At 73.3% G+C, this 17,155-nt stretch carries 13 protein-coding genes; 9 read left to right on the top strand and 4 right to left on the bottom strand.

Annotation, left to right across the window (positions count from 1 at the left end; all coding sequences use genetic code 11):
• Window positions 1-412 precede the first annotated feature (412 nt).
• The gene (gene gndA / locus ACIGYR_RS03945; RefSeq protein WP_399602689.1) at window positions 413-1,852 is read right to left on the bottom strand and encodes an NADP-dependent phosphogluconate dehydrogenase; all 1,440 of its coding nucleotides are present in this window, start codon (window positions 1,850-1,852) and stop codon (window positions 413-415) included.
• A gap of 270 nt (window positions 1,853-2,122) precedes the next feature.
• Here gndA and ACIGYR_RS03950 point away from each other — a divergent pair, with 270 nt between their 5' ends.
• Window positions 2,123-3,304 carry a transglycosylase family protein gene (locus tag ACIGYR_RS03950; RefSeq protein WP_399602692.1) on the top strand — a complete coding sequence of 394 codons (1,182 nt, stop codon included), beginning with the start codon at window positions 2,123-2,125 and terminating at the stop codon, window positions 3,302-3,304.
• Here the strand turns inward: ACIGYR_RS03950 and ACIGYR_RS03955 are convergent.
• On the bottom strand, window positions 3,294-4,781 hold the full coding sequence (locus ACIGYR_RS03955; RefSeq protein WP_399602694.1) for a DMT family transporter: 1,488 nt from the start codon (window positions 4,779-4,781) through the stop codon (window positions 3,294-3,296). The two genes, ACIGYR_RS03950 and ACIGYR_RS03955, sit on opposite strands and share 11 nt — an antisense overlap.
• A gap of 227 nt (window positions 4,782-5,008) precedes the next feature.
• Between ACIGYR_RS03955 and ACIGYR_RS03960 the strand changes: the two genes are divergently transcribed.
• From ACIGYR_RS03960 to ACIGYR_RS03985, 6 genes are all read left to right on the top strand, one after another.
• A complete protein-coding gene (locus tag ACIGYR_RS03960; RefSeq protein ID WP_399602697.1) occupies window positions 5,009-5,770 on the top strand; it encodes a (2Fe-2S)-binding protein in 762 nt (253 codons plus the stop codon).
• Window positions 5,771-5,816: 46 nt separating this feature from the next.
• A complete protein-coding gene (glgA, locus tag ACIGYR_RS03965) occupies window positions 5,817-6,962 on the top strand; it encodes a glycogen synthase (RefSeq protein ID WP_399603223.1) in 1,146 nt (381 codons plus the stop codon).
• A 50-nt stretch (window positions 6,963-7,012) separates the two neighbouring features.
• Window positions 7,013-8,233, top strand: coding sequence for a glucose-1-phosphate adenylyltransferase (glgC, locus tag ACIGYR_RS03970; RefSeq protein WP_391838019.1), 1,221 nt, complete (start codon window positions 7,013-7,015; stop codon window positions 8,231-8,233).
• 236 nt (window positions 8,234-8,469) lie between these two features.
• On the top strand, window positions 8,470-10,794 hold the full coding sequence (locus tag ACIGYR_RS03975; RefSeq protein WP_399602700.1) for a GH92 family glycosyl hydrolase: 2,325 nt from the start codon (window positions 8,470-8,472) through the stop codon (window positions 10,792-10,794).
• Window positions 10,795-10,941: 147 nt separating this feature from the next.
• On the top strand, window positions 10,942-12,273 hold the full coding sequence (locus ACIGYR_RS03980) for a wax ester/triacylglycerol synthase family O-acyltransferase (protein ID WP_399602702.1): 1,332 nt from the start codon (window positions 10,942-10,944) through the stop codon (window positions 12,271-12,273).
• A gap of 137 nt (window positions 12,274-12,410) precedes the next feature.
• Window positions 12,411-13,913, top strand: coding sequence for an SDR family NAD(P)-dependent oxidoreductase (locus ACIGYR_RS03985; RefSeq protein WP_391838013.1), 1,503 nt, complete (start codon window positions 12,411-12,413; stop codon window positions 13,911-13,913).
• A 26-nt stretch (window positions 13,914-13,939) separates the two neighbouring features.
• On the opposite strand, the gene ACIGYR_RS03990 is transcribed toward ACIGYR_RS03985, so the two are convergent.
• A complete protein-coding gene (locus tag ACIGYR_RS03990) occupies window positions 13,940-14,335 on the bottom strand; it encodes a hypothetical protein (RefSeq protein ID WP_399602705.1) in 396 nt (131 codons plus the stop codon).
• A gap of 491 nt (window positions 14,336-14,826) precedes the next feature.
• Between ACIGYR_RS03990 and ACIGYR_RS03995 the strand changes: the two genes are divergently transcribed.
• Window positions 14,827-15,000 carry a hypothetical protein gene (locus ACIGYR_RS03995; RefSeq protein ID WP_391838010.1) on the top strand — a complete coding sequence of 58 codons (174 nt, stop codon included), beginning with the start codon at window positions 14,827-14,829 and terminating at the stop codon, window positions 14,998-15,000.
• Window positions 15,001-15,059: 59 nt separating this feature from the next.
• A complete protein-coding gene (locus ACIGYR_RS04000) occupies window positions 15,060-15,545 on the top strand; it encodes a GNAT family N-acetyltransferase (protein ID WP_399602708.1) in 486 nt (161 codons plus the stop codon).
• Between the two features lie 9 nt (window positions 15,546-15,554).
• Here ACIGYR_RS04000 and ACIGYR_RS04005 read toward each other — a convergent pair whose 3' ends face one another.
• Window positions 15,555-16,907 (bottom strand): amidase, encoded by a 1,353-nt coding sequence (locus tag ACIGYR_RS04005; protein WP_399602710.1) that lies wholly within the window; start codon window positions 16,905-16,907, stop codon window positions 15,555-15,557.
• Between the last annotated feature and the right edge of the window lie 248 nt (window positions 16,908-17,155).

A 17,155-nucleotide genomic window follows, 5' to 3' on the forward strand; every position in this document is an offset into this window, starting at 1 on the left:
CCCGCCGGACCCCTATCCCAGCCCGGTCCCCTCTCCGGAGCCGGCCCCGCAGCCGACCCCGCCCGCACCGGGCCCCGATCCGACCCCGCCTCCGGCCCCACCGGCGCCGGGCCCACCGGAACCGTCACCGTCCCCGATCCCCCCGGGCCCGGAACCCGTACCGAATCCGGAGCCGGGTCCACCCCTCAGCTGAAGATCAGGACGCGAAGCGCCCGCCCTTCAGAGGGGCGTCGGGACGGCGCGACAAGCCACGCCCCGCCCGCGCGCGTGCACACCCGCACCGGTCGCATCGGTGGGCGATCGGCATCAGGGTTCCGCGGTGACCGCCGGCCGGCCCCGGCGCCCCGCAAGGGGCGCGGGGGACGGCGCGCTCAGCCACGACGCTCCCGCACCTCCCCTCTGCACCAAGCCCCTACGCCGAGACCTCGCTGCGGTCTCCACCCCACAGCGTGTGGAACGAACCGTCCCGGTCCACCCGCCGGTACGTGTGCGCCCCGAAGAAGTCCCGCTGCCCCTGTGTGAGCGCCGCCGGCAACCGCTCCGCCCGCAGCGCGTCGTAGTACGCCAGCGCCGCCGCGAATCCGGGCGTCGGCACCCCCTGCCGTACCGCCGCCACCAGGACCTCCCGCCAGTCGTCCTGCGCGGCGGCGATCTCCCGCGCGAACGTCTCGTCCGACAACAGGCTCGGCAGGTCGGCCCGGGCGTCGTACGCCGCGCGGATGCGGTCGAGGAAGGCCGCCCGGATGATGCAGCCCCCGCGCCAGATCGCGGAGACGGCCCCCAGGTCGATGTCCCAGCCGTACTCCTCGCTGCCCGCCGCGAGCTCGTGGAAGCCCTGCGTGTACGACACGATCTTGGACGCGTACAGCGCCTGCTCCACCCGGTCCGCGAAGGCCGCCGCCTCCGACTCGCTCAGCGGCGACGGCTTCGGCCCGGCGAGCCCGTGCGACGCCTCGCGCAGTGCCGCGTGACCGGACAGGGAGCGGGCGAAGACCGCCTCGGCGATGCCGGACACCGGGACGCCCAGGTCCAGCGCGATCTGGACGGTCCAGCGGCCGGTGCCCTTCTGCTCGGCCTGGTCCACCACCACGTCCACGAACGGCTTGCCGGTGGCCGCGTCCACGTGGGACAGCACCTCGGCGGTGATCTCGATAAGGTAGGAGTCCAGCCGGCCGGTGTTCCAGGTGCGGAAGATGTCCGCGATCTGCGCCGGCGTGTACCCGGCGACGTCGCGCAGCAGCTGGTACGCCTCGCCGATCAGCTGCATGTCGGCGTACTCGATGCCGTTGTGGACCATCTTCACGAAGTGCCCGGCGCCGTCGGGACCGCAGTGCGTGACGCAGGGGGCGCCGTCCGCCGCCTTCGCGGAGATCTTCTCCAGCATCGGGCCCAGCGACTCGTACGACTCCTTCGAACCACCGGGCATGATGCTCGGGCCGTGCAGCGCGCCCTCCTCGCCGCCGGAGATGCCCGTGCCGACGAAGTGGACGCCCCGCTCGCGCAGCTCCCGCTCCCGGCGCCGGGTGTCCGCGAAGTGCGCGTTGCCACCGTCGATGATCATGTCGCCGGGCTCCAGCAGCGGGGCGAACTCCTGGATCACCGCGTCGGTCGGTTCGCCCGCCTTGACCATGATGACCAGGCGGCGCGGGCGCTCCAGCGCCGCCACGAACTCCTCGGCGGTCTCGGCCGCGATGAAGTCGCCCTCCTGCCCGAACTCCTCCACCAGGGCTTTCGTCCGCGAGACCGTACGGTTGTGCACGGCGACCGTGTAGCCGTTGCGGGCGAAGTTCCGGGCGAGATTGCGGCCCATGACCGCGAGGCCCGTGACACCGATCTGCGCTGAAGTGCTCATACCGCCTGCTCCCTGGTTGCCTCGAGACTACGGCTCCGTCAGTACGGGTCCTTGCCCATCCTGACGTGCCGCTACGGCGAGCGCACATCCGACCCGCCACGCATGTGTACGCAGCGCGGCCGCCTTCTGCCTCAGCCGTCGGCCGCTCGGCTCAAGCAGGGGCCGTTTACGGCCACTTGACGGGAGCGAGAGGCCGGTTGCTGTCTTGTCATGGCCTGTTCGTGGCGCTTACTTTTGCCGCTCCTGACGCATGCCGAGGGGATTTCGGACATGGCCGTACGCGGCCGGCACCGCCGGTACCAGCCGAACAGGATCAACCGCGCCTCACTCACCGTCACGGCGAGCGGCGCCGGTCTCGCGATACCGCTGGTCGCCGCCGGCACCGCGAACGCCGCCGACGTGGCCACCTGGAACAAGGTCGCCGCCTGCGAGTCCAGCGGCAACTGGAGCATCAACACCGGCAACGGCTTCTACGGCGGACTGCAGTTCACCCAGTCCACCTGGGAGGCGTACGGCGGCTCCCGCTATGCGCCGCGCGCCGATCTGGCCGGCCGGGCCGAGCAGATCGCCGTCGCCGAGAAGGTCCTGGACGGGCAGGGACCGGGCGCCTGGCCCGTGTGCTCGGTGCGGGCCGGACTGACCCGGGGCGGGGGTGGCCCCGACGTGCACACCGACTCCGCGGCCACCCGTCCGACGCACACCGGCACCGCGAAATCCGGTACCCGGAAGCCCACTTCCGTCAAGGACGTGCAGCCGCAGACCACGCCGCAGTCCCGCGCCGGCCGGGCCGAGATGTACACCGTGGTGCACGGGGACACCCTCTCCGGCATCGCCGGTGAACACCATGTGCCGGGCGGCTGGCGCGCCCTGTACGCGGGCAACCGTGCCACGATCGGCGCCGATCCCGATCTGATCGTCCCGGGGCAGCGGCTCGGCATGAGCGGCACCCACACCCCGGCCGCGCCCCCCAAGTCCCCGAAGAAGAAGGCGCCTTCGGAGCACCACACACCGCACCACACACCGCACCACACCCCGGCCCCGACCCGGCACACGATCGTCGCCCCGGTGACCGCCTCCATCGGCACCGGCTACCACGTGGCGGGCTCGCACTGGTCGAAGGGCTACCACACCGGCGTCGACTTCCTCGTGCGGACCGGCACCTCCGTGCAGTCGGTGGCGGCCGGGCGGGTGGTGGCCGCGGGCTGGGGCGGATCGTACGGCTACCAGGTGGTGCTCCGGCACTCCGACGGCCGCTACACCCAGTACGCCCACCTGTCCGCCATCTCCGTGCGCAACGGCCAGAGCGTCACGGCGGGTCAGCGCATCGGCCGCTCCGGCTCCACCGGAAACGTCACGGGCCCGCATCTGCACTTCGAGGTGCGAACGGGGCCCGGCTTCGGCTCGGACATCGACCCGCTCGCCTATCTCCGGGCCGGCGGCGTCAGGATCTGACGCGGGTACGCTGCCGGTCGAGGACCGGCAGCGGCGCGAAAATGCTCGCGGACAGCAGCGCGTACGACGCGGGGAGCGCACGGTCGGCCGACCGTGCGCCGGTGTCGGTGTCGGTGTCGGCGTCCGCTCCGTTCCCGGCAGGGTCCGGCACGAGCACCCCGTGCGGGGCCGGCTCGTACGACCCGGCGCCGGTCCCGACGAACCCGGCCGGCTCCGCCTCGCCGGGTCCGACGAGCCCCAGCTCCGCCTCGCCGGGTCCGGCACCACGCTGGCGCGGCACAGCGAGGCGCGGCTCGGTGGCGGCACGCGCCGACGCGGCCGTGGTGGCCGTCGCATCGTGCGCCGAGGAACTGACGGCCGACGACAGGACCGCCGGCGCGGAAGCGGCCGAAGACGCCTCGCCGACCGCCGGAACTGCCCCGGCCGGAACTGCCCCGGCCGGAACAGCCCCGGCGGGAACTGCCCCGGCGGGAACTGCCCCGGCGAGAACAGCCCCGGCCGGAACAGCCCCGCCCGGAGCGGCGTGCTCCGCGGCGGCCTGCGCCGGAACGGTCGCCGACGCGACGCCGGGCGCCACCTCCGCCGAGACAGCCGCCGAGGCGGGGGTGGCAGCCGCCGAGGCCGGTGTGGCGGCGGCCGGTGCCGTCGTGCGCTCCAGCCGCTCCGTCGTCAGCATGATCAGTCCGCCCGCCGCCACGACGCCGCACCCGAGGGCGAGCACGGTTCCGGTGGTGCCGTAGCGGAACGTCTCGCCGAACATCAGGATGCCGACCGCGGCGGCCAGCATGGGATTGACCACCGTCGCCGTGGCGAGCGGGGCGGCGAGACCGCCGCCGCGGTAGGAGGCCTGCGACAGCAGGACGCCGGCGATCGTGAACAGGCCGATCACCGCGAGGGAGGGCAGCTCGCCCAGACCGAGACCGTGGGACCAGTCCACGGCCACCGTCTTGGTGAACACCGACGACATGCCGAACGCGATGCCGGAGGCGGTGGCCAGCAGCACGCTGCGCACCGCCGGATGCCGGTGCACGGCCAGCCCCGCGAGCATCAGCGCCACCACCGCCCCGCCGGTGACCAGTGCCACCGCCACCCGCTGCGCCGGGGCGAGGGAGTGCCCGGAGGAGGAGCCGACCAGGGACAGCAGACCGGCGAGGCCCGCCGTGGCCATGAGTGCGCCGCGCCAGGCGGTCGCGCCGGCCCGGCGGCCGACGCACAACGCCGCCATGGGCAGCGCGAAGACGATGGTCAGCGCGCCGAGCGGCTGGACCAGACTGAGCGGCCCGCAGGCCAGTGCCACGACGTGCAGCACGCCGCCGAGCCCGTTGAGCGACAGCGCGCCCCACCAGCCCGGCCGGCGCAGCGGCAGATACGCGCTGTCGGGGGAGGACACCGCGACCTGCTCCTGCGCGATCGCTCCGCCCGCGTAGGCGAGGGCGGAGACGACCGACAGGAGCACGGACAACGCCAGGGCGCTCATCGGTGTCTCCTCTGCGTGCGGCGGGCGTCCTGGGCCCGGCGCGGCGTACGGTCGGCTTCCATGGTCAACACTCTGCCCGTCGGAGGCCGTTCCGTCGTCGTACCTGAGCACGCAATGCGTCCTACTGCCGATGGAGTACACCGGCCGGCCGATCATCCCCTGGACGGGTGACTGCGGGTGGACACCCGCCGCATCGCCCGGGCCGCGCGCCTGGTACCAGTGCTGTCATGGATCTCGACCCCGGCCTCTCCGCACTGCGCCCACTCGGCGGCTTCTTCGTCCTGCGCACGGCGTCCGGCCCGGCCGCGGCCCCCGGCGGTGCCGGTCCGCGGCGGCTGCCTACGCTCGCGGAGGTGTACGACGGGGTGACATCCGATGGCCACCGGGACCCGGTGACGCTGCGGGTCGCCACCGTGGGGGACCGGCTGCGGACCGCCGAGGCGCGGGTCGCCGCCTCCGTCGCCCAGCAGGGGCTCGCCGCACGGCTGTGGTCGGCGGCCCTGGGCTGTGCCGCCCTGTACGGCCGGCTGCCCGACCTGGACCCGCGCCTGCTGCGCTGGGACGCCCTCGCCGCCGCCCCCGACGACCTGTGGCTCACGGAGCTGCGCCCGCTGCCCGGGGACGCGGCCACCCTCGCCGGCACCGTGCTGCACGGCCATCTGGAGCCCCTGGCGGCGACCCTGCGGGCCCGTTACGGTGTCGCGGCGGGCCTGCTGTGGGGCAACGCGGGTTCCGCGCTCGCCGCGACCGCCCGGGAACTGAGCCGCTGGGCCCGCGCCCACGGCCGTACCGACGTAGCCGCCCGCGCCCGCACGCTCACCGGTGAACTCTTCGCCCACCCGCTGCTGAGCGCCACCGGCGTGCGCACCGGCACGGATTTCCGCCGCCGCAGCTGCTGCCTGTACTACCGGGTGCCCGGCGGCGGGCTCTGCGGCGACTGCTGCCTCAGCCGCCCACCGCGCTCTTCCCCGGGCGCCGCATCTGGGTGACCATGAGGGGAACCTGCCGCCGAGACCAAGGGGTTGACGGGTGCGAGTGGGACTGCTGACCCGGGAGTACCCCCCGGACGTGTACGGCGGCGCGGGCGTCCATGTGGAGTTCCTCGCCCGCGAACTGACCTCCCTGGTGGACCTGGAGGTGCACTGCTGGGGCGAGGGGCGCGGGGTCGGCGTCGTGCGCCACCGCCCCTGGTCCGCACTGGACGGCTCCAACGACGCGCTGCGCACCTTCTCCGTGGACCTCGCCGTCGCCGCCGCCCTCGAAGGCCGTGAACTCGTCCACTCCCACACCTGGTACGCCAATCTCGCCGGCCACGTCGCCAAGCTGCTGTACGGCGTGCCGCACGTGGTGACCGCCCACTCGCTGGAGCCGCTGCGCCCCTGGAAGGCCGAGCAGCTCGGCGGCGGTTACGCCCTGTCGAGCTGGGCCGAGCGCACCGCGATCGAGGCCGCCGACGCGGTGATCGCCGTCTCGGGCGCCATGCGGGAGGACGTCCTCGCCTGCTACCCGGCGCTGGACCCGGCCCGCGTCCACGTCGTCCACAACGGCATCGACACCCGGCTCTACCGCCCCGTCCACGGCACCGACGCCCTCACCCGGCACGGCATCGACCCCACGCGTCCGTACGTCCTGTTCGTCGGCCGGATCACCCGGCAGAAGGGCGTGCCCCACCTGCTGCGCGCGGTACGGGACATCGATCCCGGCGCTCAGGTCGTGCTCTGCGCGGGCGCGCCCGACACCCCGGAGATCGACCGGGAGTTCCAGGAACTGTTCGAGGAGCTGCGCCGGGTCCGGGCGGGCGTGTTCTGGATCCCCCAGATGCTCCCGCGCCCCGAGGTGGTCCAACTCCTCACCCGGGCAGCCGTGTTCGTCTGCCCCTCGGTGTACGAGCCGCTCGGCATCGTCAACCTGGAGGCGATGGCCTGCGGAACGCCCGTGGTGGCCTCCCGGGTGGGCGGGATCCCCGAGGTCGTGGCGGACGGCCGTACGGGCCTCCTGGTCGATGCGGACGACGGTTTCGAGGCGGGTCTCGCCCGTGCCCTGGACACCGTCCTCGCCGACCCGGAGGCGGCCAGGCGGATGGGGGAGGCCGGACGGGCCCGCGCGGTGGGGGAGTTCGGCTGGGACGCGGTGGCCCGCCGTACGGCGGTGCTGTACCAGGAGATCCTCAAGCAGGCTTAGTCCGGCCCGCTCGGGGCATCCATGGGGGAACCAGGGTGAGGGGAGCGGCCATGCGTCGTGGAGGGCCTTCGGTGCTCGGGATCGTGCTGGCGGGCGGGGAGGGCAAGCGCCTGATGCCGCTCACCGCGGACCGCGCCAAACCCGCGGTCACCTTCGGCGGGACGTACCGGCTCGTCGACTTCGTCCTCTCCAATCTCGTCAACGCCGACGTGCTGCGCATCTGTGTGCTGACCCAGTACAAGTCGCACTCGCTGGACCGGCACATCACCACCACCTGGCGGATGTCCAGCCTGCTCGGCAACTACGTCACCCCGGTGCCCGCGCAACAGCGCCTCGGACCGCGCTGGTACCTGGGCAGCGCCGACGCGATCCTGCAGTCCCTGAACCTCGTGTACGACGAACAGCCCGAGTACGTGGCCGTGTTCGGCGCCGATCACGTCTACCGCATGGATCCCCGGCAGATGCTCGCGCAGCACATCGAGGGCGGTGCGGGGGTGACCGTGGCCGGCATCCGGGTGCCGCGCGCGGAGTCCTCGTCCTTCGGGGTGATCACGCCGGGTTCGGACGGCCGCACCGTCCAGCGCTTCCTGGAGAAACCCGCGCACCCGCCGGGTCTGCCGGACGACCCCGAGTGCGTGTTCGCCTCGATGGGCAACTACGTCTTCACCACGAAGGCCCTCGTCGAGGCGCTGCACCGGGACGCCGAGGACGGACAGTCCGCGCACGACATGGGCGGCTCGATCCTGCCCCAGCTGACCGCGCGCGGCGAGGCCCAGCTGTACGACTTCAGCGACAACCACGTGCCCGGTGAGACCAGCCGCGATCAGGGCTACTGGCGGGACGTGGGCACCCTGGACGCCTACTACGAGGCGCACATGGACCTGATCGCCGAGCGCCCGGCGTTCAACCTCTACAACCGGCAGTGGCCGATCTACACCCACTCGGGCCAGCTCTCCCCGGCCCGCTTCAACGCGGGCGGCATCGCGAGCGAGTCCATCGTCAGCGCGGGCTGCCTGATCCGCGGCCAGGTCAGCCGGTCGGTGCTCTCCCCGGGTGTCCGCGTCGACCCCGGCGCGGTCGTCCAGGGCTCGGTCCTGCACGACAACGTCCGCATCGGCCGCGGAGCGGTGGTCCGCGGCGCGGTCCTGGACAAGAACGTGGAGGTCCCGCCGGGCGCCACGATCGGCGTCAACCCGGAGCGGGACGCCGAGCTGTACACCGTCTCCAAGGGCGGCGTCATCGCGCTGGGGAAGGGCCGGCGGGTCTCCTGACGGGCCGTCCGTCAGTGGTCCGCGGCGCGACGCGTCACGCGCCGTGGGTGTCCTGACGGGCCGTCCGTCGGCGGTCCGCGGCGCGACGACTCAGGCGCCGTGGGTGTCCCGACGGGCCCGCGGCGGCGGTCCCGTGGCGCGACGCGTTACGCGCCGATGTCTCGGAATGCCCGGGTTCATGGCGTCCGGCCTTCAGGATGCAGGCAACGATGTCCAACCTGCGGAGGTCATCCGACATGAGAGGGACCCGGCGCACGCGGCTGTGTCTGGCCGGGGTGATGACAGCGTCGGCGCTGCTCACCGCCCCCGCCGTACGGGCCGCCGAGCGGGCCGACGGCCACCTCACCGGCCTGGTCGACCCGTTCATCGGGAGCCAGAACGAGGGCAACACCTTTCCCGGCGCGGCCGTGCCCTTCGGCATGGTGCAGCTTTCCCCGGACACCGGGCACAGCACCGGCTACGACTACACGCAGAACCGTATCCGCGGCTTCTCCCTGGTCCATCTCTCGGGCGTCGGCTGCCGCATCGGCGGCGACCTGCCGATGCTGCCCACCACCGGCGACGTCACCCAGACGGACTACGCCCAGTACGCGGCGGCCTTCTCGCACGACGACGAGGAGGCGAGCCCCGGCTACTACCGCGTCGGTCTCGCCTCCGGCGTCCGCGCCGAACTGACCGCGACCGCCCGCACCGGAGTGCAGCGCTACACCTTCCCGGCCACCGAGAAGGCCAACGTCCTGCTGAACGCGGCCCAGTCGCTGCACAAGGCGGTGAGCAGCACGGTGGAGATCCTCGACGACCGCACCGTGCGCACCGAGATCACCGGCCACGGCTTCTGCCGGGACACCGGCCCCTACACCGTCTACACGATCACGCGCTTCAGCCGGCCCTTCACCGCCCACGGCACCTGGGACGGCCGGACGGTCACCCCCGGCGCCCGCAGCGGGCCCGGCGGCGCCTACCTCCGCTTCGACACCACCACCGGGGACCGCACGGTCGAGGCGACCACCGCGCTGTCGTACGTGGACGCGCGCGGCGCCGCGACCAACCTGCGCGCCGAGGGCGGCCGGTCCTTCGACGCCGTACGCGACCGGGCCCGCGAGGAGTGGGAGCGCCGGCTCGCCGGGATCCGGGTGCGGGGCGGCACATCCGCGCTCCGCCGGACCTTCTACTCCTCGCTGTACCGGTCGTACCTCGCGCCCAACGTCGGCAGCGACGCCGACGGCCGCTACTTCGGCTGGGACCGCCGCACCCACCGCGCCCAGGGCTTCACCTACTACCAGAACTGGTCCCTGTGGGACACCTACCGCACCCAGGCCCAGCTGCTCGCCCTGCTCGCGCCGCGCGAGGCCCGGGACATGGCCCGGTCGGTGGTAGCCGTCGACGAGGACGGCGGGTGGCTGCCCAAGTGGGGCTACGGGCCGGTCGAGACGAACATCATGAGCGGCGACCCGGTCACCCCGTTCCTGACCACCGCTTATCGCATGGGGCTGCTGGCCGGCTTCGAGGAGCGGGCCTACCGGGCGCTGCGCAAGAACGCCGACGGCGTGCCGCCGGCCGCGTACCCGGGCGTCGGCCGGGAGGCCAACGCCGAGTACATCGCCGACGGGTTCGCGCCCTACGTGAAGGGCCGGCCGTACGCCAAGATGGGCGACACCGACTACCACTACGGCGCCTCCGTCACGCTGGAGTACGCGCTCGCCGACGCGATGCTCGCCCAGATGGCCCGCGGCCTCGGGCACCACGAGGACGCGGCCCGCTATGCCGCCCGCTCGCGTAACTACCGCAACGTGTTCGACCCCGCCACCGGCTTCTTCCGCGCCCGCGACGCCTCCGGCGCCTTCACCGGCTCGCCCGACCCGGCCCGCGGCACCGGCTTCCACGAGGGCACGGCCTGGCAGTACCAGTGGCTCGTCCCGCAGGACGTACCGGGCGTCGTCGGGCTGATCGGCGGCCGGCGCGCGGCCAACGAGCGGCTGGATACCTTCTTCGCCTACGACCGGCTGCTCGCCGACCCGGAGCGGACCGCCCGCGAGGTGTGGGTGCACGGCGACCCGTACGCCTACTACAACGCTGCCCGGTACAACCCGATGAACGAGCCGGACCTCATCGCGCCCTACACCTACCTCTCCACCGGCCAGCCCTGGAAGACCACGGACGTGGTGCACGCGGCCCTGACCCTGTTCACCGACGGGCCCACCGGCATGACCGGCAACGACGACCTGGGCACCATGTCCGCCTGGAACGTCCTGTCGTCGATCGGGCTCTTCCCCGTCCAGCCCGGGTACGACACCTGGGGCCTGACCACCCCGGTCTTCGACCGGGCCGACCTGACCCTGGACCGCCGCTACTGGCCGAGCGGCCGGCTGACGGTGACCGCGCCCGGCACCTCGGCCGCCGACCGCTACGTCCAGACCGTGCGCGCGGACGGGACACCGCATGGCCGGACCTATCTGACGACCGGTGCGCTGCGCTCGCTGCGTTCCCTCGCCTTCACGGTCGGCCCGCGCCCGTCGGAGTGGGGTACGTCACCCGAAGCGGCGCCGCCCGTTCTGAGATGACCTTAGCTGTCTGCTGCGTCCCGCCGCTTTCAGCGGCGGCGGGACTTAACCCGACATTAACTGTGCGTAGCCTGATCGTACTTGACCGTAATCGTCTGCCGGGGATTGACTGCTGATGCACCCGTCGCCGACGCGTGAGGCAAATCCTTGACTACCGACCTGCTCGCCCCCCTCGACCTGGCCTTCTGGAACATGGAGTCCGACCGGCACCCCATGCACCTCGGCGCGCTCGGTGTCTTCGCCGCGCACTCGCCCACCGCCGGGGCCCATGCCGCCGACCTGCTCGCCGCCCGCGCCGCCGCCGTACCCGGCCTGCGCATGCGCATCCGTGACCTCTGGCAGCCGCTCGCCTTCGGCGGCGCCGCCCGGGAGAGCGACCCGGACTTCGACCCCCTGAACCACGTCCGGCTGCACGCCCCGACCGACGACTTCCACGCCGTCGCCGGCCGGCTGATGGGGCGCCCGCTGGAGCGCGGCCGGCCGCCGTGGGAGGCGCACGTGCTGCCCGGCGAGGACGGGGTCTCCTTCGCGGTGCTCTTCAAGTTCCACCACGCCCTCGCCGACGGGCTGCGTGCGCTGAAGCTCGCCGCCGGGGTCCTGGACCCCATCGACCTGCCCGAGCGCGCTCCCCGCGCCATCGAGCCACCGCGCGGCCTGCTGTCCGACGTGCGCCGACTGCCCGCACTGGTCCCCGGGCTGGTCAGGGGCGCCCTGTCCGACGCGGGCCGGGCCCTGGACATCGGCGCCTCGCTGGCCCGCTCCACCCTCGGCATGCGCCCGTGCGCCGCGCTCACCTCGGCGCCCAGCGGCACCCGCCGCACCGCCGGGGTCGTCATCGACATCGACGACGTGCACCGGGTGCGCAAGAGCGCCGGCGGCACCGTGAACGACGTCCTCATCGCCGTCGTCGCCGGTGCCCTGCGCCGCTGGCTGGACGAGCGCGGCGACGGCAGCAAGGGCGTGGCGCCGCGCGCCCTGATCCCCGTCTCCCGGCGCCGTCCGGGCGCCGCCCAGTCGCAGGGCAACCGGCTCTCCGGCTATCTGATGCGGCTCCCGGTGCACGAGAGCGACCCGCTCGACCGTCTGCACGCCGTGCGCACCGCGATGGTCCGCAACAAGGACGCGGGCCCCAACCGGGGCGCCGGCGCGGTGGCGCTGCTCGCCGACCACGTCCCGGCCCTCGGCCACCGGCTCGGCGGACCGCTGGTCGGCCAGGCGGCCCGGCTGTGGTTCGACATCCTGGTCACCAGCGTGCCGCTGCCCGGCATCGGACTCCGGCTCGGCGGGCACGAGCTGACCGAGGTGTATCCGCTGGCCCCGCTCGCGCCCGGCCAGGCGCTGGCGGTCGCGATCTCGACCTATCGCGGGCGTGTGCACTACGGGCTCGTGGCCGACGCGCAGGCCGTGCCGGACCTGGACCGGCTCGCGTACGCGGTCTCGGCGGAGGTGGAGACGTTGCGGTCGGTGTGCGATCACTGAGGGGCCGCCGGGCACCTCGCGGGCGCGGGGCCCGGGGCAGCGGTTTGGTCCCCGGGCCCCGCGCTCCGTAAAATCCGCTTTTCGAAGGCGGGCGCGAGTCGGAGCGCTGCGCGGGTGATCAGGGAAGCGGCAGCGCGATGACGGTGACAGAGGACGGCTCGGCGTCCATGGACGAAATGGTCTACGGGCCGGGCATCGACCCCGAGCGGCTGGCCGTCTGCCTGAGCGTGCTGGAGGAACTGGACCGGATCGAGGTCGACCACCCCGACGCGATCGCGGTGCGCCGGGCCACCTCGCACATCTACCGCACGGTCAAGCAGCGCCGCCGCCAGGAGCGCCGGGCCGCCAAGACCGCGCACGACCGTTCCGTCACGGAGGCCACCGCGACCGGCTCCGCCGAGCGCATCGATGACGAGACCGAGGGCATCCTGCCCTCTTCCAAGGTCGACACGGGCCGGATCGCCGGCATACTCCAGCGCCCGCGCTCCTGCTACGTCTGCAAGCAGCGCTACGTCGAGGTCGACTACTTCTACCACCAGCTCTGCCAGAAGTGCGCCGCCGAGAACCGCGTCAAGCGCGACGCCCGAGCCGACCTCACCGGCAAGCGCGCCCTGCTCACCGGCGGCCGGGCCAAGATCGGCATGTACATCGCGCTGCGCCTGCTGCGCGACGGCGCCCACACGACCATCACGACGCGGTTCCCCAAGGACGCCATCCGCCGCTTCAAGGCGATGGAGGACTCGGCGGACTGGATGCACCGTCTGGAGGTCGTCGGCATCGACCTGCGCGACCCGGCCCAGGTCGTCGCGCTGGCCGACCAGGTCGTCGAGGCGGGCCCGCTGGACATCCTGATCAACAACGCCACGCAGACCGTACGCCGTCTGCCCTCCGCCTACGCCGCCCTCGTCGAGGGTGAGAGCGCCCCGCTGCCCGCCGGGGAGCTGCCCGCCCACCACGTCATCGGCGCCTTCAACTCAGGCGCGGTCGGTGATCTCGGCGGGCCGGCCGCGCTGCCCGTCGGAACCAGTGACCTCGACGCGCAGCAGGTCGCCGACCTCGCGCTGGTGGCGGGCAACGCCAGCGTCGCCCGGCACCTCGACGGCACCGCCATCGACGCGGGCGGCCTGCTGCCGGACGTCGTCGACACCAACACCTGGGTGCAGACCATCGAGCAGATCTCGCCGGTGGAGCTGCTGGAGACCCAGCTGTGCAACTACACGGCGCCGTTCATCCTGATCAGCAGGCTCCGCCCGGCCATGGCCGATGCCGCCCGGAAGGCGGCGAGCGGACGGGCGTACATCGTGAACGTCTCGGCCATGGAGGGCGTCTTCAGCCGCGGCTACAAGGGCGCGGGCCACCCGAACACCAATGCCGCCAAGGCCGCGATGAACATGGTGACCCGGACCAGCGGCGAGGAGATGTTCCAGGCCGACGGCATTCTCATGACCTCGGTCGACACCGGCTGGATCACCGACGAGCGGCCCCACTACGACAAGCTGCGCCTGGCGGAGGCCGGTTTCCACGCCCCTCTGGACCTGGTCGACGGCGCCGCCCGCGTCTACGACCCGATCGTGCGCGGCGAGGCGGGCGAGGACCTGTACGGCGTCTTCCTGAAGGACTACGCGCCCGGCAAGTGGTGACACCCCGGTACGGCGGCGGTCGGCCCTCAGTCGATCGCCCCGAGCCGCGCGTGGCGGGCCGCCACCAGCTCCAGCACCGTGCGCCAGTCCTCCAGCACGCCCGCGTCGAAGCCGGCCGCACGGCCCTCCTCGGCGGCCTGGCGCAGTAGCGGTGCGTCGTCGTCGGCGGGGTCCGGCTCGCCGCGCACCAGCCGGAACACCCGTTCCCCCAGCAGGGAGCGCACCGCCTCGGCCGCGGTCCGCGCCCGGGCCGCCTCGTCGCCCGTGCAGAGCACCGGCCCGATGCCCTGCACCAGGGCCGCCACCTGGAGTTCCTTGTCGGCGGGGCGGCTTCGGCGCAGCAGCGCCGCGGTCCGCAGCGCGTGCTGGTGCCGGCCGGTGCACAGCAGATCCATCAGCTCCTCGACGCTGCGCAGCTCCATGCGTCAGTCCTTCCGCGAGACAGCCGTTGCCGCGTCAGCAGACCATGGCGAGCTTGCCGCCCGGCCAACGGCACTTGAATGGCGCCGGGTCCGGCGGACGGCCGCCGATCGACTCGAAAGAATGTTCGCCCTGGTAGGCCGAGTGGGTGATTCTGCGCGTCCGTCACGTGAGCGCCTTGTTCCAAAAAGCCCCATATTGGGGGGTATTGAGGAGCTGCTGGAAACGCAGGGCTTACAGGTTGTTTGCATTCCCTATCGAGCGGATGCCCGCTCATTTGGTTAATCTGGAGCGGACGGACAACAGTACGGGGTCCCACCCACACCCACCGTCCGTCCTGGGGCGAGCCGGTTGACAACGGCCTGCTCTGACTGAGGTACCGGCGCCACCGCGTCCGAACTGGCTTTCCATCCAGACCCGAGCGGGCGTCCAGCGCCGAAGCGCAGACTGTTCGGTACGCCCCGAGGGTGACCCGACACATAAGGAGTGCGCGGTGACACCGGAGAAGACGAAGCGCGAACAACGTTCCGCGGAACACACGGAGCGCGTGGGCCGGCGGCCCGGAGAACTCGGCAGCCTCGACGTGTGGGCCCGGTCCGCCCCGATCCGCCTCGCCGGCTACGAGGACGACCTGGCCGAGCCGCATATCCTGCCGAGCGTGGACTGACCCCCCGGGCCGGACCCGATCACGATCGCCGCTCGCATGGGCGTGGCAGACTCACGCCCATGCTGATCAGAGAAGCCGCGGCCGAGGACTGGCCGCGGATCTGGCCTTTCTGGCACCGGATCGTCGCCGCCGCCGAGACGTACGCGTGGGACCCCGACACCACCGAGGACGCGGCCCGCGAACTGTGGCTGAACCCGGCCAAGCGGGTCTACGTCGCCGAGGACGAGAGCGGAAACGTGGTCGGCTCGGCCTACCTCACCCCCAACTACGGCGGGCCCGCCGCCGGCGTGGCCAACGCCGGCTTCATGGTGGACCCCGACCGCGCCGGACGCGGCATCGGCCGCGCCCTCGCCGAACACATCCTGGCCGAGGCCAGGGCGCACGGCTACCGCGCGATGGTCTTCAACGCCGTGGTGGAGACGAACCCCGCCGTCGGCCTCTGGACCTCCCTCGGCTTCACGGTCGTGGGCACGGTCCCGGAGGTGTTCGAGCACCCCCGGCACGGCAGGGTCGGGCTGCACATCATGTACCGGGCGCTGGACTGACCCCGCACCTCACCGCCAGGTGGCCGAGGGAGCCGTCCGCCGCCAGGGGATCGACTCCTCCAGCTCCGCCGCCAGGTCCAGCAGATCGGACTCCGTGCCCGGCCGGCCGACGAGCTGTACGGCGCAGGGGGCGCCCGAGGGCAGCGTGCCGGCCGGAACGGACATCGCCGGCCAGCCGGTCAGGTTCCACGGCGGAGTGAAGGGCGAATAGGCGGAATTGGCGAGGACGTTGCGCAGCCAGCCGCGTTCGTGCCATGGGCCGGCCTGTGGGGAGCGGCGGGCCAGGGCCGGGGTGAGCAGCACGTCGTACTCGGTGAAGAACGGCGTCAGCCGGGCGCGCAGCCGGTCCCGGGCGGCGCCGGTGCGGACCGTGCCCTCGAAGCGGCGGCCCAGCGCCGCGTGCACCCGGGTCCGGCGGGCCAGCCGCGCCCGGTCCAGGCCCTCGGCGTCCCTCGCCGTCCCGGCCGTCCAGTGCTGGAGCGCGGTCACGCCGAGGGAGAGCGGGTACGGGGGCTCCGCCCGCCGCACCTGGTGCCCGGACCGGGCCAGTGCCCCGGCCGCCTGCCGTACCGCGGTCGTATACGGCCTGCTCACGCTCACCCCGGCGAGCGGGCTGCGCAGAGCGACGGCGATCTTCCGGGGGCGGCGCTCTGCCCGGCGCACGAACTCCGCGTCGGCGAGGACCGCCAGCATCAGGCGCGCGTCCTCGACCGTCGTGGCCAGCGGCCCGTTCTCCGACATGCCGAACCAGTCGCCATTGCCGATCCCCGCCGGCACCACCGCGTGCCCCGGCTTCAGCGTGACCAGTCCGCAGTTCGCGGCCGGGATGCGCAGCGAGCCCATTCCGTCGTTGCCGAGCGCCAGCGGCACCAGCCCCGCGGCCACCGCCGCCGCGCTGCCACCGGAGGAGCCGCCGGCCGTGCGGGACGGGTCCCACGGATTGCGGGGGGTGCCGTACGGGCCCTCCGTGGTGGCGAAGACGCACAGCTCCGGCACGTTCGTCAGGCCCACGACCACCGCACCGGCCGCGCGCAGGCGGGCCACCGTCACATGGTCCTCGGCGGCCGGGGCGTCCGGGGTGGCGGCGGAGCCGTGGCGGCACGACTCGCCGCGTACCGCCAGGTTGTCCTTGACCGCCACCGGTACGCCCGCGAGCGGCAGTCCGGTCAGACCGGCACGGGAGCCCACCTCGTCGGCCTCGGCGAGCGCCGCCTCCGCCCGGACCTTCCTGAACGCCCCGATCCGGCCGTCGAACCGCTCGATCCGGGCGAGGTGCTCGGCCACCACCTCCCGGGGCGTGACCCGCTTCTCGCGGACGGCGGCGGCGATCTCGGCGGCACTCCGGCCGGCCCAGCTGCTCACGGGCGCTCCTCGGGTAGTCATCGGCTCCGCGCCCGCCGGCTCACCGGCTACTGGCCGGTATGAATCAGGCGCGCAGAGAGAACTGTGCACGGCCGGCCCGGGTACGTCGAGAGCCGTGCCCGCCCCGACGCGCCGGTCGTCCGCTCGACGCGTCGGCTTCCGGTCCCGGACCGTCGGCGCGGTGTGCGCGTCGCGTCGCGTTCCGCTTGCGGATCGTCGGGGCGGTGCGCTCGACGTGGGCCCGGGCC

The organism is Streptomyces sp. NPDC053076 (assembly GCF_044546845.1).
Lineage (GTDB): Bacteria > Actinomycetota > Actinomycetes > Streptomycetales > Streptomycetaceae > Streptomyces.